Below are 20,505 nucleotides of genomic sequence, written 5' to 3' on the forward strand. Positions count from 1 at the left end.
CCTCCGAACGCTGCTCGGACGGAGGGAGCTGCTGGACAGCGCCGAAAGAGACACGCGCCCGACAGGGCCGGTCACCCGGCCCTGCCGATCCGTCACGCCTCAGGAAGTGGCGAACTTCAGCAGCTTGATCGCGGCGAAGTCACTGACGTCCCCGCCGACGCGCTTGGTCGCATAGAACAGCACGTGGGGCTTGGCGCTGAACGGGTCGCGCAGCACACGCAGGTCGGGGCGCTCCGCCACGGTGTAGCCGGCGCGGAAGTCCCCAAAGGCGATGGAATAGCTGCCGCCGGCGATGTCGGGCATGTCCTCAGCGATCAGCACCGGATAGCCCATCAGGCGCGCGGGTTCCCCGGCCGACAGCCCGTCCGACCATAGGAAGCGACCGTCGAGATCCTTCAGCTTGCGCACAGCGCCCGCGGTCTTCGAGTTCATCACGAAGGTCCCGTTGGCGCGGTAGCGGGCGCCCAGGGAATAGACCAGGTCAACGATCGCATCGGCCGGGTTGGTCGCGTCGAAATCACCCGAGGTACCGGTGACCACGTAGCCCAGGTTGCCCCAGGACCAGCTGTCCTCGGCCACCTTCGTCTGGGTCAGGAAGCCGGTCGGCTTGTCGGTGCCATCGCCGTTGATGAAGGCGTCGGCCTCGGCGCGGGCGAACTTGTCGCTGATGCGCTCGGCCAGCCAGCCTTCGACGTCGAAGGCGCTGTCATCCAGCAGCCGCTGACTTGCCTTAGGCAGGGCCGACAGCTCGAACAGCTCGATCGAAATGCGATCGACGCCCGGCGTCGTGGTCTCGGTCACGCTGGTTTCGTCGTTCCAGCCGGCGCCCATGTCCGTGGTGTCGACCAGAACATCGTAGGAGGTGGCATTCACATGCACCACGTTGGCGACTTGGCGGATCGACGCCGCGCCCAGCAGGGACGAGCTGATCTTGTCCGAGGTCTGCGGATCCAGCAGGTAGCCACCGTCACCGGTGACGGCCAGCGCCTTGCCCTCGAGTTCCAGGCCGCGCAGGCCGTCGTCGTCGCCGGTCCGCAGGTAGGCACCGATGGCCTTCTGATGCGGGGCCTCGGTCTCGGCAGCAGAGGCAAGCGCCGGACGCGCCGCGGTCAGGGATTTGCGATCAAGCATGGTCAGTCGGCTTTCCTGTTGTTGAAGTCGTGCATCAATATCGGAACGGAAGCCCTTGAACTCCCGCATGAAATCCGAAACTGCGGATTTCACCTCAGCCACCGGGGAGAGGCACTCCCCGGTCCGAGGACTGGTCTCGGTATTCCCCATCATCATCTCCTCCGATGGATCGTGGGAGAGCGCCTCAGCACTCGCCCAATTCGGTGCCCGCGGCCCGGAAGGCCGCCGCCACTTCACGCAGGGCATTGTCGGTCGGGGTGTCCCCCTTGGCCGCGACCCGCGCACTGGGCAGCATCGGGAAGGTCACCAGGGACACCTCCCAAAGCTCCAGTTCCGTCAGGAGCCTGCGGCCCCCCTCGTCCTTCGCGGCCCGCTTGGTGCGATAGCCGATGGACAACCCGTCGATGGCACCGGCGCGCACCAGGGCGGCGGCCTCCCGGCCCTTCGCCACGCTGTCCAGAAGACGTCCCTTCACCCACAGGCCGGTTTCGTCCTCGCGGATTTCGTCCCAGACGCCGATCGGCTGGGCCGGGTCGTGCTGCCACAGCATCTTCACCCGCCGCCCCTCTGCCGCGATCCGTGACAGAGAGCCCGCATAGGCGCCCTTGGCCACCACGTCACCGCCCTGGTCACAGGTGCCGAACCGCGAGGCGTAGCCCTCGATCTGCAGCCCGTCCGCATCCACCACCAGCTCGGCGTCGAAACGGTGGAACTTGCACTCCAGCCCAGTAAGCTCCTGAATATCCATCACTCTCTCCATCCCGCGCCGCATCACGGCAGCTGTTCGATGATTGACTGGAAGGCCTGAGCCAGGATCACGCCGACGATGCCGAAGACGGTCAGCCACAGGCGTTTTTCCAGCCGTTCCAGCAATTGCTCCAACCGTTCGATCCGGCCGTGGAGCCCCTCGATCTGCATCCGCGACAGGCGTTCATGCGCCTCCAGCCGCAGCGAGGGACCACACTCGAAGGCCTCGTAGCCGCCCGCACGCCGCGGATCGCGGGCCTCACTCATCGCCAGCGTCCTCGACCGGCAGCCCAAGCAGGGCGCGTTTTTCGGCCCGCGTCAGGAAGTCGGCATTGGCCACCCGGTTCCATTGCGCATCCCGCTCGGCCGCCAGGGCCGGGACGTGGTCCAGATCGGGACCCAGCCGCAGATCCTCCCCGCTGAACCGCTCCAGCCACTCGCCGATCGCGGCGGTGACGCGGGTTGCCAAGGGCAGCACCGTCAGCCGGTAGAAGGCCCGATGCGCCTCCTGATAGTTGGCATAGGTCGCCTCGCCGGGGATCCCCATCAGCATGGGCGGCACACCGAAGGCCAGGGCGATCTCCCGCGCGGCGGCCTCCTTGGTCTTCTGGAACTCCATGTCGGAGGGGCTGAACCCCATGGGCTTCCAGTCCAGACCGCCTTCCAGCAGCATCGGCCGGCCGGCATTGGCGGCGCCCTGATGGTGCATCTCCATCTCGCTGACCAGGCGGTCGTACTGGTCTGCACTCATGACGCCCTCGCCATCGACGCCGCTGTAGACGATCGCCCCCGAAGGACGCGCGGCATTGTCCAGCAGCGCCTTGGACCAGCGCGAGGCGCTGTTGTGCACGTCGACCGCCTGGGCCGCCGCCTGCATCGGCGACAGGCCGTAGTGGTCGTCCTGCGGGTGAAAGCTCTTCAGGTGGCAGATCGGCGACCGCGGCCCGGTCACGTCGAACCGGTGCTTGCGCCCGCCCACCTGGTACTCAAAGGCCACCGGCCAGCCATCGGCCCCGGGCACAAGGCTCATCCGGTCGGAACGCAGAACATGCAGTTCCACCGGAGCGCCCTCCTCTGCCGCGACCGCCTCCAGATAGCCGTTGCCCGACAGTAGGATCTGACCGTAGAGGCTTTCCAGCAGCTCGGCCCGCCCCTGCGCCGGGTTCGGCGCACGCAAGAGCCGCAACACGGGATGTTCCGCATAGCGGCGCTCTGCATCCTGCAGGACCAGCGGCAGGGCAGCGGCGGCCTCGGCGATCATCTTCACCGCGCGGAACCCCACCGGGTTACCGGCGAACCCGGTGCGGGTCAGCGAGGCCGCATCCCGCGGGCTCCAGGCGACCCGCCCGGCGGAATGATAGGCGATCACCCGTCCCGTGGCCGAAGCCTTACGCTCCGGTGCGGCGACCGGGCCTGCGCTGTCGCGACGGAAATAGTCGATGACCCCCATGCGTCTCTCCTTCATTGCCTTGCGGCCGTTGCCTGCCGGGCACCGCATGTCGGCGCTCCGTTGCGAAGAAATCTCTGATCAATTTCTTAAGAAGCGCCTCGGTCACCGTGCGCTGCCCCGGCCCTCACCTCTCAACACGCTGTTCCGAAAACGAAAAAGGGCGCCGACCCTGCCGGATCGACGCCCCTTTCGCACTTTGCTGCAAAGCCACGGAGGCTTTGCAAATCACCCTAAAGTACACGCAACTGCGGCTTCTTTCGCGGTGCGGCGCTCAGCATCAGCTCATGCAGCGCCCAGACCAGGGCATCCAGCCGGTCCGGGCTGCCCAGCCCTTCCCAGCCCTGCCGCGTCATCTGCGCCAGCTGGTCCTCCAGCGCGCCCAGACCACGGACGTGCAAGACGCGCCCCTGCTCGTAAAGCGCCGCCACGGGCTCTGCCCGGGCGGCCTTGCCCCGCACGGCACGGACCTGCTTCAGCGGCACCAACGGATCGACCTGGCGCACCACGGCCTCCACCAGATCGCCACCCTGGTTTACCTCGGCCACGATGCGATCCGCGCCATGGCGTTCCATCGCGGCAATCGCCGCCTCGGCCCATTGCACCGGACTGGCGGCCCGCAGGCTGGCATCTTCCAGAACATAGGCCCGCCAATCCTGCACCGGCCCCCGTGCCCGAAGGCCGGCCACCACGATCCCGCATTCGTCTGACCCGGCGTGTCCCGTCACCGGCGGATCGACCGCCACGACCACCCGGTCCAACTCGGGCACCGCATCAACCTTGGCCGCGGCCAGCATCGCCCCGGTCCAGAGCGCCCCCTCTGCCTCGCCGATCATCAACCCGTCCAGCTCTTGCCGCCCCATGCGGGTCCCCGCGTAGCGCGCGCGCACCTCCTCCAGGAAACTCTCAGCCAGGTTGGCTCGGTTGGCCTCCGTCGGCGCATGGGTCGTGACCGTTGACGGGCTGTCCAGCAGCCGCTTCAGCACGCCCACGTTGCGCGGCGTGGTCGTGACGCACACGCGGGGATCCTCTCCCAGGCGCAGGGCGAACTGCAGCATGTCCCAGGTGGCCTCCGCCCGCTTCCACTTGGCCAGCTCATCAACCCAGGCGCCATCGAACTGCGGCCCGCGCAGGGCCTCGGGATCACCGGCGGAAAAGGCCATGGCCTCCGCCCCGTTGGGCCAGACCAGCCGGCGGCGGCTGGCCTGCCACTCGGGCCGGCGGTCAGGTGGCGAGCAGGCCAGGATACCGCTTTCGCCGAAAATCATCACGTCGCGCACCTGGTCGTAGGTTTCCCCCACCAGAGCCAACCGGCTGCAGCGCCCCGGATCGCCGGGACGCGCCCCCTCGACCTGAGCGCGCACCCATTCCGACCCGGCGCGCGACTTGCCGGCCCCGCGCCCGCCCAGGATCACCCAGGACCGCCAGGCCCCCTCAGGCGGCAGCTGGTGCGGCATCGCCCAGAACTCGAACAAAAAAGGGAGAGCACGAAGCTCTCCCTCATCAAGGTCATCCAGGAACCGTTTCTGTACATCCGCATCTGCGGAGGCGATCCAGGCGGCACCCGATCGAAGCCCTTGCGGCATCGAGGTCGATCTCGTCTCCCCCGCTCCCTGTCCCATTCCGCTGTCGTACTCCATCGAGCTTTGCCTCCATCTCCAATACAAACCGGACCCAGCTCCGGATTTCCGTACACATCCGGGTGGCGTCCTTGACGCCGTCGACCTCTCCCGCGCGCACCCTGTCCTGCACACGTTCCAGATCTGCCGAGATGTCGCGCATTTGCCGTTCGACCGTCTCGACAGCGTCCCGCAGCCGAGCTTCTTGTTTTGCGATATTGTCCATCGTCTGTTCTTTGCCTCGCGCATTATCGTTGTCCCCCCGACACGAGCCGCACGAAAAAACGGCCCTGGGGATGACCCCGGGCCGTTCGCTCACTTGTTCCAGCATGTCACAACCTATAGGCGAGACCGTACGCTGTGTCAAACCGGGACAACGGGCGCAGGCTGCAAGGATCCGTTAAGACGCGGCCCTGAAAACGCGACAACCCGCTGCAATTGCAACGGGTTGCGCACAGCTCTTCACCTATCGCCGCAGCGGTCCGGACCTACTGGTTGGCCCGTTCCGCCTCGATCTCACGCCAGCGCGCGACGTTGCGGTTATGCTCGTCCAGGGTCTCTGCAAAGGCGTGACCACCGGTGCCATCGGCCACGAAGTAGACGTAGTCGGTGGCCTCGGGGTTCACCGCCGCCTCGATCGAGGCGCGCCCCGGGTTGGCGATCGGCGTCGGCGGCAGGCCGTCGATGACATAGGTGTTGTAGGGCGTCTCGCCGCGCAGTTCGCTCTGGCGCAGGCCCCGGTCCAGGATGCCCTGCCCGTTGGTCACGCCGTAGATCACCGTCGGGTCCGTCTGCAGGCGCATGCCACGCTTCAGCCGGTTCTCGAAGACGGAGGCGACGGCCCGGCGCTCGTCCGGCACGGCGGTCTCCTTCTCGATGATCGAGGCCATGATCAGCACCTCCTGCGGCGTCGCCAGCGGCAGGTCCTCCACCCGGTTCGACCAGGCTTCGGCCAGGATCGTGCTCTGACGCGCCTGCATCTCCTCGACAACCTCGGCCACCGGCTCGCCACGCGAGAACTCGTAACTGTCGGGTGCCAGACTGCCCTCGGCCGGGATCTCCTCGATGGTGCCCTGCAGCTCCTCGATGGAGTTCAGAAGCTGCACAACCTGCCAGGAGGTCACGCCCTCGGCCATCTGCAGGCGGAACCGCGTGTCGGCAGAGGCCTGAACCTCGGTGAAGGCCGCGGGCACCTCTTCCACTTCGCCGGGCACGAAACGGGCGCGCTCGACGAAACGGGTGGTGGCCGGATCCAGCTCGCGCACCAGGACGTCCGACTGGCGGACGCCGACGCGATAGACGATCTCGGTGCCACAGGTGGAGGCACCGCCCCGGGTCACGATGTCGACGATCTCTTCCATCGAGGCACCGGCGGGCACGAGGAAGGCCCCCGCCTTCAGGTCATCGGCCTTCTCGGCATAGTCGGCGCCGATCCGGAAGATCGAGGCATGGGTCACCGCGCCCTGCTCTTCCAGGTTGGCACTGACAACGCGCATGTTGGAGCCGCGATCCACCTGAAGGCAAATCGCCTCCGCCAGCGGACCCGGCTCCACGTATTGCCGCTGCCCCCAGATCAGGGCGCCCGCCAGCAGGAAGACGCCCACGATCAGCAGGGTGAAGCCGTTGGAGGCCACGGATTTCCACATGATCAGCGCACCTTGCCGAAGACCAGCGAGGCGTTGGTGCCGCCGAAGCCGAAGCTGTTGGACAGGGCCACGTCGATCTTGCGTTCCACCTTCGCATTGGGCGCCAGGTCCATCTTGGTCTCGACCGCGAGGTTTTCGAGGTTGATGGTCGGCGGCGCCACCTGGTCACGGATCGCCAGGATCGAGAAGATCGCCTCGATCGCGCCAGCCGCCCCCAGAAGGTGGCCGGTGGCGGATTTCGTCGAGGACATGGTGACTTCGGAGGCGTGATCACCCATCAGGCGCTCCACCGCGCCCAACTCGATGGTGTCGGCCATGGTCGAGGTGCCATGCGCGTTGACGTAATCCACGTCGGCGGCGGTCAGGCCTGCGCGCTTTAGCGCCATTTCCATGCAGCGCCGCGCGCCGTCGCCGTCCTCGGAGGGCGCGGTGATGTGGTAGGCGTCGCCCGACAGGCCGTAGCCCAGGTATTCACCGTAGATCTTCGCGCCACGGGCCACGGCGTGTTCGTATTCTTCCAGCACGACGATGCCCGCGCCCTCGCCCATGACGAATCCGTCACGGTCGGCGTCATAGGGGCGGCTGGCCTTCTCGGGCTCGTCCGGGCGCTTGGTGGACAGGGCCTTGCAGGCGTTGAAGCCCGCGATGCCGATCTTGCAGATCGCGGCCTCGGCGCCACCGGCAACCATCACGTCCGCGTCGCCCCACTGGATCAGCCGGGCGGCGTCACCGATGGCATGGGCGCCCGTCGAACAGGCGGTCACGACCGAATGGTTCGGGCCCCTGAAGCCGTACTTGATCGACACCTGACCGGAGATCAGGTTGATCAGCGCGCCGGGGACAAAGAAGGGCGACACGCGGCGCGGGCCCTTTTCTTCCATCATCACGGCGGTGTTGGCGATGGAGTTCAGACCACCGATGCCAGAGCCGATCAGGACGCCGGTGCGTTCCAGGGCCTCGGTGTCTTCGGGGGTCCAGCCGGCGTCCTCGACGGCCATCTGCGCGGCCGCCAGGCCGAACAGGATGAAGGTGTCGATCTTGCGCTGTTCCTTCGGGGCCAGCCACTGGTCGGCGTTGAAGGTGCCGTCGGTGCCATCCCCGCGCGGGACCTCGCAGGCATAGGTGGTGGCCAGGCCTTCGGTATCAAACTGGGTGATCGGACCGGCGCCCGATTTGCCTTCCAGGATCCGGCTCCAGCTTTCCTCGACTCCGCAGGCCAGCGGGGTCACCAGGCCCAGACCGGTAACAACGACACGACGCATGTATTCTGCCCCTTTGATTTGCTCTCCGCCCGCTCTTACCCGAGGGCGCGCCCCCGGGGCAAGACTTCCGCGTTTACCCTGACGGTTTTGGGCAGGCAAAAGCAGGGGATTGCGCCCTGGATCCGGCGTGGCGGGGGGCGCTGCTCCCGTCCCGGCCGGGGCCGCCCCTCCCCGGGATCCTTGGGGCAAGGAGAAGATCAGGCCGGCGGAGCTTCGGCCACGTAGTCGCGCAGGAAGGCGGCCAGGGCGGGCTGGCGGTCGCCGATGGCCAGGGCGATCTCACCGGCCAGGCGGCGGTCGGTCGCGTCGGGGGCGCCCTCCGCCCGGATCGCGGTCAGGCTTTCGCCGTCGGCCCACATCTGCATCGCATGCGGCAGATCCCGGGCCCCGTGCCAGCCGGCATGGCCGCCGGCCAGTTGCACCGCCACGAAGGGCCGCTCGGCCGGCACACGGTCCAGGCAGAGGCGGGCCAGACCGTCGCCCGCACCGTCCAGCCAGGCCCCCATGGCCGCCAGCGCCGCCATGTCCTCGTCCCGCAGCCGCCGGTCCGCCGGCAACCAGGGGTGAGCGTGATCCGCCGCCTCCAGCGACAGCCCGCGGAACCGCGCGCCCGCGTCGCTCTGGCGTTGCGCGCAGAACAGCGCCTGGGCGTAGAACTCCAGAACCGGCTCGCTCTGCGGGGCGATCTCCACCAGCCAGGGCAGCGCCGCGTAGCTGACGGGATAGAGCTCCTCCTGGTGGTGCAGCTCTTCCCAGAAGAGATGCTGCGCCTCTTCCGCGTCCCATCGGGCCGCCAGACGGCCCAGTTGCCCAGGCACATCGCGCACCCCGTAGGGGCCGTAAAGCCGGGTCCAGATCGGGTCAGACAGCTCAAGCCGCATGATCCCGCCCTCCTTCAAACCTGTTGGCAGACCTTTTGGTCCTGCTCATGCAAAAGGGGCCCCCACCATCGGCAGGAGCCCCTTTCGATCTTGCTGCGACGGCGGAATGCACGTCGCCCCCGTCACTGGCCTCAGGCCGCGTCGGAGATGAATTTCACTGCGTCGCCGAAGGTCTGGATGTTCTCGGCGGCGTCATCGGGGATCTCGATGCCGAACTCTTCTTCGAAGGCCATGACCAGTTCGACGGTATCCAGGCTGTCTGCGCCCAGGTCGTCGATGAACGAGGCGTTCTCGGTCACTTTTTCTTCTTCCACGCCGAGATGCTCGACAACGATTTTCTTCACGCGCTCTGCGACATCGCTCATAGGTCTTCCCCTCACGTCACATGGGCCAACGGCCCGTTTCTTGCCTCGCCCCGGCGGGGCAGCTTCCAATGCCCTTGCGGGCTCTTCCGCCCCGCATCGCGAGGCGCGGGGCCATGGCCCCGAAGGACCCTTACCCGCAAAATCTGCGCCGCCTATAGCACATGGTTTCGGTAACGCAAACGCTTTCGGGGCGTATTCCCCAGCTGGGACCTCACGCCCGGCTCCGCAAGACGTGAGGCCCCTGCAAATGCGTCGCTTCGCCTCCCATGCGCCCGGAATTTCAGCGCCAGGTTCAAGGCACACTCCCACACAACTCCTCACCACGCAAAAGAAAACCCCGGGCACGCGGCCCGGGGCTCGATCACGCGGCGCGGGGCCGGATCACAGCATGGCCATGCCGCCGTTGACATGCAGCGTGCTGCCGGTGACGTAGCCCGCCTCGGGGCTGGCCAGGTAGAGAACGGCGGCCGCGATCTCCTCGGGCGTGCCCATGCGGCCGGCGGGAATCTGCGCGTCGATCTTGGCCTTCTGGTCGTCATTCAGTTTCTCGGTCATCGCGGTGGCGATGAAACCGGGCGCCACGCAGTTGGCGGTGATGCCTCGACTGGCGACCTCATAGGCGATGGACTTGGTCATGCCGACCATGCCGGCCTTGGCGGCGGCATAGTTCACCTGGCCCGGGTTGCCGGTGGCGCCGACGATCGAGCTGATGTTGACGATGCGGCCCCAGCGGGACTTCATCATCGGGCGCATCACACCACGGCACAGGCGCATGGTGGCGGTCAGGTTGATGTCGATCACCGACTGCCAGTCCTCGTCGCTCATCCGCATGAAGATCTGATCGCGGGTGATCCCGGCGTTGTTGACCAGAATGTCGAGGCCACCCATGGCGGCGATGGCCGCCTTGGGCAGGTTGTCCACGGCTTCGGCGTCAGAGAGGTTGCAGGGCAGCACATGGGCGCGCTCGCCCAGTTCCGCCGCCAGCTCCTGCAGGGGGGCCTCGCGCGTGCCGCTCAGGCCGACCGTTGCGCCTGCACCATGCAGCGCCTTGGCAATCGCGCCGCCGATACCACCGCTTGCGCCGGTCACCAGCGCCACCTTGCCCGTCAGATCAAACATTCTTCAAACTCCTTTACCACAGGGCGTTGGCACGGGGCGTGCCACCCTGCCCATTGCTGGCTGAAATATACTCTGCGGCCCGGCGACTGATGCCCCCGGGCCGGTCAACTCACTCGGCGGGGGTCATCACCGCGCGTACCTCGTCGGGGGTACCGACCTGCTTGCAGGCGATGGACTTCTCGATGCGGCGGATCATGCCCGACAGGGCCTTGCCCGCGCCGATCTCCCAGATCTCGGTCACGCCCTGCCCGGCCATCCAGGCCACGCTTTCGCGCCAGCGGACCGACCCGGTGACCTGCTCGACCAGCAGCGCCTTGATCTCGGCGGGGTCGGTGACGGCCTCGGCGCGCACGTTGGCGACCAGGGGCACGGCGGGGGCGTTGAATTCCACGCCGGCCAGAGCCTCCTGCATCGCCTCGGCGGCAGGCTGCATCAGGGCGCAGTGGAAGGGGGCGGAGACGGGCAACAGCACGGCGCGCTTGGCGCCGCGGCCCTTGGCGATCTCCACCGCACGTTCAACGGCGGCCTTGTTGCCGGAGATCACGACCTGGCTGGGATCGTTGTCGTTCGCAGCCTGGCAAACCTCGCCCTGGGCCGCTTCTGCCGCAACCGCAGCGGCGGTGTCGAAATCGAGGCCCAGAAGCGCGGCCATGGCGCCTTCGCCCACGGGCACGGCGGCCTGCATGGCGCGGCCCCGGATGCGCAGCAGACGCGCGGCATCTGCGACGGAGAGGCTGCCGGCAGCGGCCAGGGCGGAATATTCGCCCAGCGAATGGCCCGCGACGAAGGCCGCGCTGTCCAGCGTCAGCCCCTCGGCCTCCAGCGCGCGGAAGGCGGCCAGCGAGGTCGCCATCAACGCCGGCTGGGCGTTCTCGGTCAGGGTCAGCTCCTCGGCCTCACCGGACCAGATCAGCGCTGACAGGTCCTGGCCCAGGGCCTCGTTCACATCGTCGAAAACGGCCTGCGCCTGGGGATAGCTCTCCGCCAGGGCCTGGCCCATCCCGATGGTCTGTGCCCCCTGCCCGGGGAAGACAAATGCACGGCTCATGACCGCCTCCTTCTTCCGTGTTTACGGTATTCTCTCGCGTTCAGTTGCGCCGCCAGATAGCCGCTGCGGCCCTGCATGGCAATCGAAAGCGGTGCCGCAGAGCGGCGAAGGCGGGCCTGCGCCGGGGCACCCGTTGACGTAGGGGCCTGCCGTGGCTGCGCCCTTCCGCGGGTCACGTGTTGCTCACGCCCCAGTCACGTTGGCAGCAGGCGAACCGGCATGGATGCACAACAGCTGCGCGGGCCATGGGAATTGTGCCATGCTGCACTGCAGATAAATTCGGGCTGAACCATCATTGCCATCCGTGCCGCCCCTGCCGCCGCCGGATCGAGATCGAGACCGAGGACAGCCGATGCCCCTTTCAGATTCCCCCGCTCACTACGGCGCGGTCACCCGTGCCATCCACTGGCTGACCGCGCTGCTGATCCTGCTGGCCTGGCCCCTAGGCCTTTACGCCCACGCCCTGGCCGAGGAGATCCCGCATCTGACCGGCGCCGAACAGGCTGCGCGGGTGACGCTGACCGCCACGCTGTTCTCTGTGCACAAGACCATGGGCGTGGCCGTGGTGCTGGTGTCGGTCCTGCGCCTGCTCTGGGCTTGGGTCCAGCCGCGCCCCGGGCTGGTCAACGGCGACCACAAGGCCGAGGCCCTGGCGGCGGAAACCGTGCACTACCTCCTCTACGCGCTGCTGATCGCCGTGCCGGTGACGGGCTGGATCCACCATGCCGCGACCGCAGGCTTCGCGCCGATCCTGTGGCCCTTCGGCCAATCCCTGCCCTTCGTGCCGCAAAGCGAGACCGTCGCGGCCCTGTTCACCACGCTGCACTGGGCGTTGGCCTGGGCCCTGGCGGTGGTGCTGGTGCTGCATATCGCCGGCGCGCTGAAACACCATGTGATCGACCGGGACGCCACCCTGCGCCGCATGCTGCGCGGCGCCGCCGTGGAAGGCAGCGCGGCCCAGCCCGGCCACGCCCTGCCCGCCGGGGCGGCCCTGGTGCTGCTGCTGGCCGTGGCCGGCGCCGGCATCGCCCTGCGCCCCTCCGCCCCCGAGGCCGCCGGCAGCACCCCTGCCCCCGCGCTTCAGCAAGCCGAGGGCGGCGACTGGCAGGTGACCGAAGGCGCCCTGTCGCTGGCGGTCACCCAGTTCGGCAATGTCGTCGAAGGCCAGTTCGCCGACTGGACCGCCGAGATCGAATGGGACGAGGACGCGGCCCCCGGCGTCGCGGGCCATGTCACGGTGACCGTCTCGATCCCCTCGCTGACGCTTGGCTCCGTCACCTCCCAGGCGCTTGGCGGCGACTTCCTGGCCGCTGAAGAGTACCCCACGGCCATCTTCGACGCCGACCTGGTGAAGCTGGAGGACGGCGGCCAGCGCGCCGAGGGCACCCTGGCCCTGCGCGGCGAAACCGCGCCCCTCGCCTTCCCCTTCAACCTGGCGATCGACGGCGACACCGCCACCGCCTCGGCCGACTTCACCCTCGACCGCCGCGACTTTGGCGTGGGCGCGGGGATGACCGACGAAAGCTCGGTCGCCTTTGCCGTCTCCGGCGGGTTCGAGCTGACCGCGATCCGCGACTGACCGGGGCCTCCCTCCCCCTTCTCAGCCTGCGATGGAAAGGGCGGCCTTCGGGTCGCCCTTTTTCCTGTCGGTCAGGGTCATGGCAAAGTCGTTCCAGTGTCGGCGCCGGCGGACCCTGCCGTACGGACGCGTCACGCGCAAAAGCCATGGCAACAACGCGGCACGGGCGTGCTGGTGCGCTGCCCCTGCCCCCCGTCACCGCCATGCAATCATGAGACATTCCGCGGCCCGCCCAACGACGGCCGCGGCGTCCGGGCAACCCTGGGATCTGTGAGCGAGGTCAGCGCGCCCAGCTTACCCAGGCCGAGCCAGCAGCAATCCAGGACCTGGCGCCGGTCCACTCTCGGCAAGGCGCCCTCGACGCCCTTGTCCTCAAACCAAAAGGGCCGCCCCTTTCGGGACGGCCCTCTCCGGCGGCCAGCAGTGGGGATGCACTCCCGACCGCCGGACCCTGATGTCAGGGGATCACTCGGCCTGCATGGCCTCGATGGAGATCTCGATTTCCACCTCGTCGCTGACGTAGGGGGCGAACATGCCCATGTCATAGTCGGAGCGCAGGACGGTGGTGGTGGCGTCGAAGCCGGCCCACTGCTTGCCTTCCATCGGGTGCTCGCCCAGCTGGTTCAGCTTGGCGTCCAGCACGACTTCGTTGGTCACGCCATTGATGGTCAGGTCGCCGGTGATCAGGCCGGTGTCCTCACCCGTCACTTCGATCGAGGTCGAGGTGAAGGACACGTTGTCGTTTTCGTCGGCGCCGAAGAAGTCACCGGTCAGGAAGTGCTCGGTGCGGGCGTCGATGCCGGTCAGCAGCGAGGAGGCCGGGAAGGCCACTTCGACGGAGGAGGCAGCGGGATCTTCGGCGTCGAACATGATCGTGCCGTCGAAGCCCGAGAACATGCCGAAACCGGTGGAGAAGCCCAGGTGGTTGTAGTGGAACACGATCTGGGTGTGGGTGTTGTCCAGCGTGTATTCCACCGGCTCCGCAACGGCGGCGGTCGCGGCGGCAAGCGTCAGGGCGGAGCCGAGCAGCAGTTTCTTCATGGGGTCCTATCCTCCTTCGGGGGATGCGTTTTTCGATGGGGCCAAGGTTGCTGCGATGCCGCGTAATCGCAATTCCACAGAACCCCACAGGGTCTGTGGATCTGTGAACATCGTGACGCGGAATGCCGCCTATTCGTGCGCCGCTTGCCACGGTTGTAGGCTGACGGGACGAACCGGGCGGGGCCAGCGCCCGCGCCCCCGGAATACTTCCGGCAAAAGAGGAGACATCGCGCCAGCGCCAGCGATCCGGCTGCCGCAGGTCACGGCGCTTGCCCTTTGGGTGGAAGGGCTGTAAGGGGAGGCCTCCTTCCGCAGGATATATGAACCGCGCAGTCTCTCGTGGACGGGTCGCGGAAGGACATGGGACCCGCCCTTTGAAATGCGCCTCGACAGAAACAGGAGTGCACATGCCGCTTTACGAGCATGTCTTCATCGCGCGCCAGGACCTTTCCAACGCGCAGGCCGAAGGTCTCATCGAACATTTCGGCGCCGTCCTTTCCGACAACGGCGGTAAGCTGGTTGATCAGGAATACTGGGGCGTCAAGACGATGGCCTACAAGATCAACAAGAACCGCAAGGGCCACTACGCCTTCCTGAAGTCGGACGCCCCGTCGGCGGCCATTCAGGAAATGGAACGCCTGATGCGTCTGCATGACGACGTGATGCGCGTCCTGACCATCAAGGTCGACGAGCACGCCGAGGGCCCCTCGGTCCAGATGCAGAAACGCGACGAGCGCGAAGAGCGCCGCGGTCGCCGCTGATCAGCCTGACAGAAAGGACATAAACCATGGCCGCAAAACCGTTTTTCCGTCGCCGGAAGGTCTGCCCGTTCTCCGGTGAGAACGCGCCCAAGATCGACTACAAGGACACCCGTCTGCTGCAGCGCTACATCTCCGAGCGTGGCAAGATCGTGCCCTCCCGCATCACCGCCGTCTCGGCAAAGAAGCAGCGTGAACTGGCCCGTGCCATCAAGCGTGCCCGCTTCCTCGCCCTGCTGCCCTACGCCGTGAAGTAAGGAGCGATACCAATGGAAGTCATCCTTCTCGAACGCGTCGCCAAGCTCGGCCAGATGGGCGACGTCGTCTCCGTCAAGCCCGGCTACGCCCGCAACTACCTGCTGCTGCAGGGCAAGGCGCTGACCGCCTCCAAGGAAAACATTGCTCACTTCGAAGCGCAGAAAGCGCAGCTCGAAGCGAACAACCTGGAGACCAAGAAAGAAGCCGAAGCCCTGGGCGAGAAACTCGACGGTCAGAAGTTCGTCGTGATTCGCGCAGCCTCCGACGGCGGCAACCTCTACGGCTCCGTGTCTCCGCGTGACGTGGCAAACGTCGCCACCGAGAACGGCTACACCGTCGAGCGCAAGCAGGTCATCATCCCCGATCCCATCAAGGAACTGGGCCTGCACACCGCCGTCGTGCACCTGCACCCGGAAGTGGAAGTCGAAGTGATCCTGAACGTCGCGCGTTCCCCCGAGGAAGCCGAGATCCAGGCACAGGGCAAGTCCATCCAGGAACTGGCTGCCGAGGAAGAAGCCGCCGCAGAGTTCGAGATCTCCGAACTCTTCGACGACCTCGGCTCCGCCGCCTCCGACGACGACGAGGGCGACGCCCCCGCCGCAACGACCTCGGAGGACGAGGACTGATCCTCGCCCGTTCGGCCCGTCACCGGGCAATCATCCAGACCGCGTCCCCCCGGGGGCGCGGTTTTTTCATGGGCGAGAGGCAACAGCCAGCCTGGCCCCTTCCCCTATCGACGCGTATTGATTTTCAGTGCGCAGCGGCACACAAACCTGCACGCCTGTGCAAATCACATTTTTTATTGTGCAATTTCAGTGCACTATAGATATGACTTGTTTAACGCAACATTTGACACTGACAACAAACGGCGCAACTCCCTGCGCAGGACACGCACAGTCTCGGGCCGCATTCCAGGCCTGACCTGCGACGGGTTTTGTGCAACCGGGGCCATTTTCCCTCGCCCCTACCGACGGAGTATTTCATGTCCGAACCAGAGCTCCCCCGCGCCTCGCGCGCCGGGGTCATATTCACAATCATAATCGGCGCGCTCTTCGCCCTGGCCGGGCTGGGCCTGGCCGTGGGCGGCGGGATGCTGATCGCGCGCGGCGGCAGCTGGTACTACCTGCTGATGGGTCTGGCCGTCCTGGCCACCGGGATCGAACTGATCCGCGGCAAGACCTCCGGCGCCGCCATCTACCTGGTCGCCTTCGTGGCCACCGTCATCTGGGCCTTCTGGGAAGCGGGCCTCGACTTCTGGCCGCTGCATGCGCGGATCTTCACCTTCCTCTGCGCGCTTTTCGTACTGTTCCTGATCGAGCCGATCATCGAACGCCGCGCCGGTCTGCGCGCGCGCAGCGGCACCTGGTACGGCGCCGCAGTGGTGGCGCTGGTCGCCATCCTTGGCATGGGCTACGGCATGTTCCTGCCGCACGGCAAGCACTACGCCGAGGCCCCCACGGGTCAGACCTCGGCCCCCGACATGCCCGGCGACTGGTCCAACTACGGCGGCACCCCGAACGAAGACCGGTTCGTCGCCGCCGACCAGATCAACCGCGACACCGTCGAGCAGCTGGAAGTCGCCTGGACCTTCCGGACCGGCGAGATCCCCGAATCCACCGGCGGCGGGTTGGAAGACCAGAATACCCCGATGCAGGTCGGCGATACGCTCTACCTCTGCACCGCGGCCAACACCGTGATCGCGCTGGAAAGCGGCACCGGGGTCGAGAAATGGCGCCACGAGTTCCCCACCGACACCCGCACCTGGGTGCGCTGCCGCGGGCTGGCCTATTTCGACGCCTCCGCGCCGCTGCCGGAACCCGAAGCGCCCGACAGCAGTCCTGTCACGCCCCTGGCCACCGATCCGGCCACCTGTGAACAGCGCATCTTCATGAACACCATCGACGCCGTTCTGGTGGCGCTGGATGCCGAAACCGGCGTGCTCTGCGAAGACTTCGGCGATGCAGGCATGATCGACCTGAAAGAGGGGCTGGGCGATGCCGAGGCGCCGCTCTACTCGCTGACCTCCGCGCCGCTGGTGGCAGGCACCACCGTCGTCGTCGGCGGCCGTGTCGCCGACAACGTGGCCCTCGACATGCCCGGCGGCGTGATGCGCGGCTTCGACGTGATGACCGGCGAGATGAAATGGGCCTTCGACCCCGGCAACCCCGAGGATCGCGATGCCCCGGCAGAGGGCGAGATCTTCACCCGCTCGACCCCCAATGTCTGGGCGCCGATGACCTATGACGCCTGGTCGAACACCGTCTTCATGCCCGTGGGCGGCGCGGCCATCGACCTCTGGGGCGTTGATCGCACGCCGGAGGACGAACGGTACGGCGCCTCGATGCTGGCCCTGGACGCCACCACCGGGAACGAGAAGTGGGTCTACCAGACCGTGCACCACGACCTGTGGGACTTCGACGTGCCGATGCAGCCGACGCTGATCGACTTCGACGGCACGCCCGCGCTGACCTTCGGCACCAAGGCCGGCCAGATCTTCGTGCTGGACCGCCTGACCGGCCAGCCATTGACCGAGGTCGAGGAGATCGACGTGCAGCCCGCCACGATCCCCGGAGAGCCCTATGCCCTGAAGCAGCCGCTATCGGTCGGCATGCCGCAGATTGGCGCGCAGACGCTGGAAGAACGCGACATGTGGGGCGCCACGCCCTTTGACCAGCTGATGTGCCGCGTGATCTTCAAGGGCTATCGCTACGAGGGTCTCTTCACCGCGCCGGACACCGATTACTCGCTGTCCTTCCCGGGCTCCCTGGGTGGCATGAACTGGGGCGGCCTGTCCTACGACCCGACGGCCAATACGCTGTATGTCAACGACATGCGCCTGGGCCTTTATGTCCATATGGAAGAACGTGACGCCAATGCCGAAGCGTCGGACGGCAACGAAGACGTGAACACCGTCATGGGGGCCGTGCCGCTCATGGGAACGCCCTACTCGGTGATCAAGGACCGCTTCCTGTCTCCGCTCGGCATTCCCTGCCAGGAGCCGCCCTTCGGCACGCTGACCTCCATCAACATGGACACCCAGCAGGTGAACTGGGAAGTGCCGCTCGGCACCGTGCAGGACACCGTCCTCTTCGGCACCAAGATGCACCTGCCGATGCCCGTGGGCATGCCCACGATCGGCGGCTCGCTGACCACCCAGGGCGGCCTGGTCTTCTTTGCCGCCACCCAGGACTACTGGCTGCGCGCCTTCGACAGCGCGACCGGGGAACAGGTCTGGAAGGCGCGCCTGCCCGTGGGCAGCCAGGGCACGCCGATGTCCTATGTCTCGCCCGAGACCGGCAAGCAGTACATCGTGATCTCCGCCGGTGGCGCGCGCCAGTCGCCCGACCGCGGCGACTACGTGATCGCCTACGCCCTGCCGGAGTGATCCGGGCCATCTGAGGCATCACCGCCTTGGTGCATGACAAGGGCCTGTCCGGGAAACCGGGCAGGCCTTTTCCGTCGTGCCACCAGGCCAGGGAGGAAGGGGGGCCTTGCCCCCCTCTTGAGCCTGCGGCTCAATTCACCCCCTGCGAGTATTTTCTCCGAGGTGAAGATGGAAGATCGCGGTCAGAGGGCAACCTGTGGTCCAAGCGCCGAGGCTGCACGCCCCTGGTGGAAAAGTCGGCCACGAGCAGGGCGGCCTTGCGCCTGTTTGTGGGGGACCGCCGGCTCTATTCCGCCTCTGCCAGCGCGGCGCCAAAGATCTCCAGCGCCTCTTCCAGTTGCGCTTCTGTGACCGTCAGCGGCGGCGCGATACGGAAGACAGAGGCCAGCCCCGGCAGACCCGCGATGTTCATCGACAGCCCCTCGCGCGCGCAGATCTCCATCACCCGCAGGCCATAGGCGTCATCGGGCCGCTTGCTGGCCTTGTCCTCCACCACGTCCACGCCCAGAAGCAGGCCCCGGCCGCGCACGTCGCCCACCTTCTCGTGCCGGTCGCGCAGCCGCTCCAGCCCGGCGCGGAAATGCGCGCCCAGGTGTACCGCCCGGGCGGGCAGGTTATCGCGCGTGACGATCTCCAGCACCTTGCAACCGACGGCGGCGGGCAGCGGGTCCGCCACGTGGGTGGTGTAGAAGAGGAAGCCGCGCTCATGGGCCCGGGCCTCGATCTCCGCCGAGGTCATCACGGCGGACAGCGGCAACCCCGCCCCCAGGGTCTTCGACAGGGTCAGCACGTCGGGCACCACGCCGTCGCGTTCAAAGGCGAACATCGTGCCGGTCCGCCCCACGCCCGTCTGCGCCTCGTCGAGGATCAACAGCATGCCGCGCTCCTCGCACTTGCGCTTCAGCGCTGCGAGATAGCCCTGAGGCAGGTCGATGATGCCCCCCGTCGACAGGATCGGCTCGGCAATGAAGGCCGCCAGGTTGCCGGTCGACATGGCATCGACCTGGGCAAAGGCGTCATCCAGCTCCGCCTGCCAGTCCAGCGCCACCCCGGCAAAGCGCGGGCGATAGCTGTTGGGCACCGGGATGGCGAAGTTGCCGGGGGTGACGGGGCCATAGCCCTTGCGGCCCGCGGAATAGGTCGCCGCCGAGGCACTGCCCGTCACCCCGTGCCAGCTCTGGGCAAAGCTGACGATCTCATGCCCGCCGGTCACCAGCTTGGCCATGCGGATGGCGGCGTCGTTGGCCTCTCCGCCGGTGGTCAGCAACAGCGCGCGATCCAACCCCTGGGGGGTGACCCCGATCAGCCCCTCGGCCAGGTCCAGCACCGGCGCCGACAGCATGCCGGAATGCAGGTGACACACCTTGTCGACCCATTCGTGCATCACCGCGCGGATCTCCGGGTGGGAATGGCCCAGCACCGCCGACATCTGGCCGGAGGTGAAATCCAGGATCTGCCGCCCCTCGGCGGTCACCACATAGGCATCATGGGCCGAGACGATCTCGCTTTCGAAGAAATGCGCGCCGTAGCGCAGCAGGCTGGCATCGGCGCGGGCCAGGAAATTGGGGCGGGTCATGGGCCTCTCCTCAGGTTGAAACCGGCGCGGGGCGCCTGGCGAAAGACTAGCCATCCCGCCGGCGCGCTGATCCCGAAAACGAGGCGAGTGACAGGAAAATATATCCCCCGGCCCACCGATGAGATAAAAATGTGCCTATCTGACGAAGCTGGAGAGAGAAATGCTCGACCCCAGAGACAAGCGGCTGCTGCTGGCCCTGCAACGCGACGCGCGCCGCACCAATGCCGATCTGGCCGAGGAGGTGGGGCTGTCGCTGTCGGCCTGCGCCAAGCGCGTGGCGCGGCTCTGGTCGGAGGGTTACCTGGCCCGGGCGGTGGCGCTGATCGACCGCCGCCGGTTCCGCAAACCCGTCTCGGCCGCGGTGCTGGTCACGCTGACCGCGCCCAAGGCCTCGGTCAGCCAGGACTTCGCCCGCCGGATCACCGCCTGCGAACAGGTCACCCAGGTGCACGCGGTCACGGGGGAATTCGACTTCCTGCTGATCGTGCAGGAACGCTCGATCGACGCCTACCACGACTTCGCCCAGGAGGTGTTCGGCGAATGGCCCTCGGTCGCCTCCTACAGGACGAACTTCCTGCTGCGATCCTTCAAGAACGAGAACACCCTGCCCGCCTTCTGCCTGACCGAGGTGGAGGACTGAATC

General features: G+C 67.1%; 20 protein-coding genes. 6 read left to right on the plus strand and 14 right to left on the minus strand.

From position 1 onward, the window contains the following. Positions 1-99: 99 nt before the first annotated feature. The 12 genes from LC066_RS03400 to fabD all read right to left on the minus strand — a co-directional run bounded on the left by LC066_RS03400 (position 100) and on the right by fabD (position 11,265). Positions 100-1,281, minus strand: a complete 1,182-nt coding sequence (locus LC066_RS03400; protein WP_224896539.1) for a phage major capsid protein — start codon at positions 1,279-1,281, stop codon at positions 100-102. A gap of 34 nt (positions 1,282-1,315) precedes the next feature. After that, positions 1,316-1,879 (minus strand): HK97 family phage prohead protease, encoded by a 564-nt coding sequence (locus LC066_RS03405; protein WP_224896540.1) that lies wholly within the window; start codon positions 1,877-1,879, stop codon positions 1,316-1,318. A 23-nt stretch (positions 1,880-1,902) separates the two neighbouring features. Beyond that, positions 1,903-2,145, minus strand: a complete 243-nt coding sequence (locus tag LC066_RS03410) for a hypothetical protein (RefSeq protein ID WP_224896541.1) — start codon at positions 2,143-2,145, stop codon at positions 1,903-1,905. Continuing rightward, positions 2,138-3,328, minus strand: coding sequence for a phage portal protein (locus LC066_RS03415; RefSeq protein ID WP_224896542.1), 1,191 nt, complete (start codon positions 3,326-3,328; stop codon positions 2,138-2,140). The genes LC066_RS03410 and LC066_RS03415 overlap by 8 nt, the downstream gene beginning before the upstream one ends. A 230-nt stretch (positions 3,329-3,558) precedes the next feature. Continuing rightward, positions 3,559-4,911: a DNA-packaging protein gene (locus LC066_RS03420; protein ID WP_224896543.1), complete on the minus strand. Its 1,353-nt coding sequence runs from the start codon at positions 4,909-4,911 to the stop codon at positions 3,559-3,561. Then, complete coding sequence (locus tag LC066_RS03425; protein WP_224896743.1) at positions 4,835-5,170, minus strand: hypothetical protein; 336 nt, start codon at positions 5,168-5,170, stop codon at positions 4,835-4,837. Before LC066_RS03425 ends, LC066_RS03420 begins: the two co-directional genes overlap by 77 nt. Positions 5,171-5,432: 262 nt before the next feature. Next, the gene (gene mltG / locus LC066_RS03430) at positions 5,433-6,590 is read right to left on the minus strand and encodes an endolytic transglycosylase MltG (protein ID WP_224896544.1); all 1,158 of its coding nucleotides are present in this window, start codon (positions 6,588-6,590) and stop codon (positions 5,433-5,435) included. 2 nt (positions 6,591-6,592) lie between these two features. Further along, positions 6,593-7,852 (minus strand): beta-ketoacyl-ACP synthase II, encoded by a 1,260-nt coding sequence (fabF, locus tag LC066_RS03435; RefSeq protein ID WP_085886989.1) that lies wholly within the window; start codon positions 7,850-7,852, stop codon positions 6,593-6,595. Between the two features lie 197 nt (positions 7,853-8,049). Continuing rightward, positions 8,050-8,733: a hypothetical protein gene (locus tag LC066_RS03440; protein WP_224896545.1), complete on the minus strand. Its 684-nt coding sequence runs from the start codon at positions 8,731-8,733 to the stop codon at positions 8,050-8,052. A gap of 131 nt (positions 8,734-8,864) precedes the next feature. Next, positions 8,865-9,098, minus strand: a complete 234-nt coding sequence (locus tag LC066_RS03445) for an acyl carrier protein (RefSeq protein ID WP_085886991.1) — start codon at positions 9,096-9,098, stop codon at positions 8,865-8,867. 381 nt (positions 9,099-9,479) lie between these two features. Beyond that, positions 9,480-10,217 (minus strand): 3-oxoacyl-ACP reductase FabG, encoded by a 738-nt coding sequence (gene fabG, locus LC066_RS03450; RefSeq protein ID WP_224896546.1) that lies wholly within the window; start codon positions 10,215-10,217, stop codon positions 9,480-9,482. A gap of 109 nt (positions 10,218-10,326) precedes the next feature. Beyond that, positions 10,327-11,265 (minus strand): ACP S-malonyltransferase, encoded by a 939-nt coding sequence (fabD, locus tag LC066_RS03455; protein WP_224896547.1) that lies wholly within the window; start codon positions 11,263-11,265, stop codon positions 10,327-10,329. A gap of 352 nt (positions 11,266-11,617) precedes the next feature. Here fabD and LC066_RS03460 point away from each other — a divergent pair, with 352 nt between their 5' ends. Continuing rightward, positions 11,618-12,844, plus strand: coding sequence for a cytochrome b/b6 domain-containing protein (locus tag LC066_RS03460; protein ID WP_224896548.1), 1,227 nt, complete (start codon positions 11,618-11,620; stop codon positions 12,842-12,844). Positions 12,845-13,309: 465 nt separating this feature from the next. On the opposite strand, the gene LC066_RS03465 is transcribed toward LC066_RS03460, so the two are convergent. Further along, positions 13,310-13,885: a YceI family protein gene (locus LC066_RS03465; protein WP_222474691.1), complete on the minus strand. Its 576-nt coding sequence runs from the start codon at positions 13,883-13,885 to the stop codon at positions 13,310-13,312. 407 nt (positions 13,886-14,292) lie between these two features. Here LC066_RS03465 and rpsF point away from each other — a divergent pair, with 407 nt between their 5' ends. The 4 genes from rpsF (at position 14,293) to LC066_RS03485 (ending at position 18,286) form a co-directional block, all read left to right on the plus strand. Continuing rightward, on the plus strand, positions 14,293-14,646 hold the full coding sequence (rpsF, locus tag LC066_RS03470) for a 30S ribosomal protein S6 (protein WP_222474692.1): 354 nt from the start codon (positions 14,293-14,295) through the stop codon (positions 14,644-14,646). Between the two features lie 26 nt (positions 14,647-14,672). After that, positions 14,673-14,900, plus strand: coding sequence for a 30S ribosomal protein S18 (gene rpsR / locus LC066_RS03475; RefSeq protein WP_005608650.1), 228 nt, complete (start codon positions 14,673-14,675; stop codon positions 14,898-14,900). A 12-nt stretch (positions 14,901-14,912) separates the two neighbouring features. Beyond that, positions 14,913-15,527, plus strand: coding sequence for a 50S ribosomal protein L9 (gene rplI / locus LC066_RS03480; protein WP_224896549.1), 615 nt, complete (start codon positions 14,913-14,915; stop codon positions 15,525-15,527). A gap of 356 nt (positions 15,528-15,883) precedes the next feature. Then, positions 15,884-18,286: a membrane-bound PQQ-dependent dehydrogenase, glucose/quinate/shikimate family gene (locus LC066_RS03485; protein WP_224896550.1), complete on the plus strand. Its 2,403-nt coding sequence runs from the start codon at positions 15,884-15,886 to the stop codon at positions 18,284-18,286. A 286-nt stretch (positions 18,287-18,572) separates the two neighbouring features. On the opposite strand, the gene LC066_RS03490 is transcribed toward LC066_RS03485, so the two are convergent. After that, complete coding sequence (locus tag LC066_RS03490) at positions 18,573-19,862, minus strand: aspartate aminotransferase family protein (protein ID WP_224896551.1); 1,290 nt, start codon at positions 19,860-19,862, stop codon at positions 18,573-18,575. Positions 19,863-20,022: 160 nt separating this feature from the next. Here LC066_RS03490 and LC066_RS03495 point away from each other — a divergent pair, with 160 nt between their 5' ends. After that, entirely contained in the window at positions 20,023-20,502 is a 480-nt protein-coding gene (locus LC066_RS03495) for an Lrp/AsnC family transcriptional regulator (protein WP_224896552.1), read from the plus strand. The last annotated feature ends 3 nt before the right edge of the window (positions 20,503-20,505 follow it).

Source organism: Pseudooceanicola marinus, assembly GCF_020177265.1.
Lineage (GTDB): Bacteria > Pseudomonadota > Alphaproteobacteria > Rhodobacterales > Rhodobacteraceae > Pseudooceanicola > Pseudooceanicola marinus_A.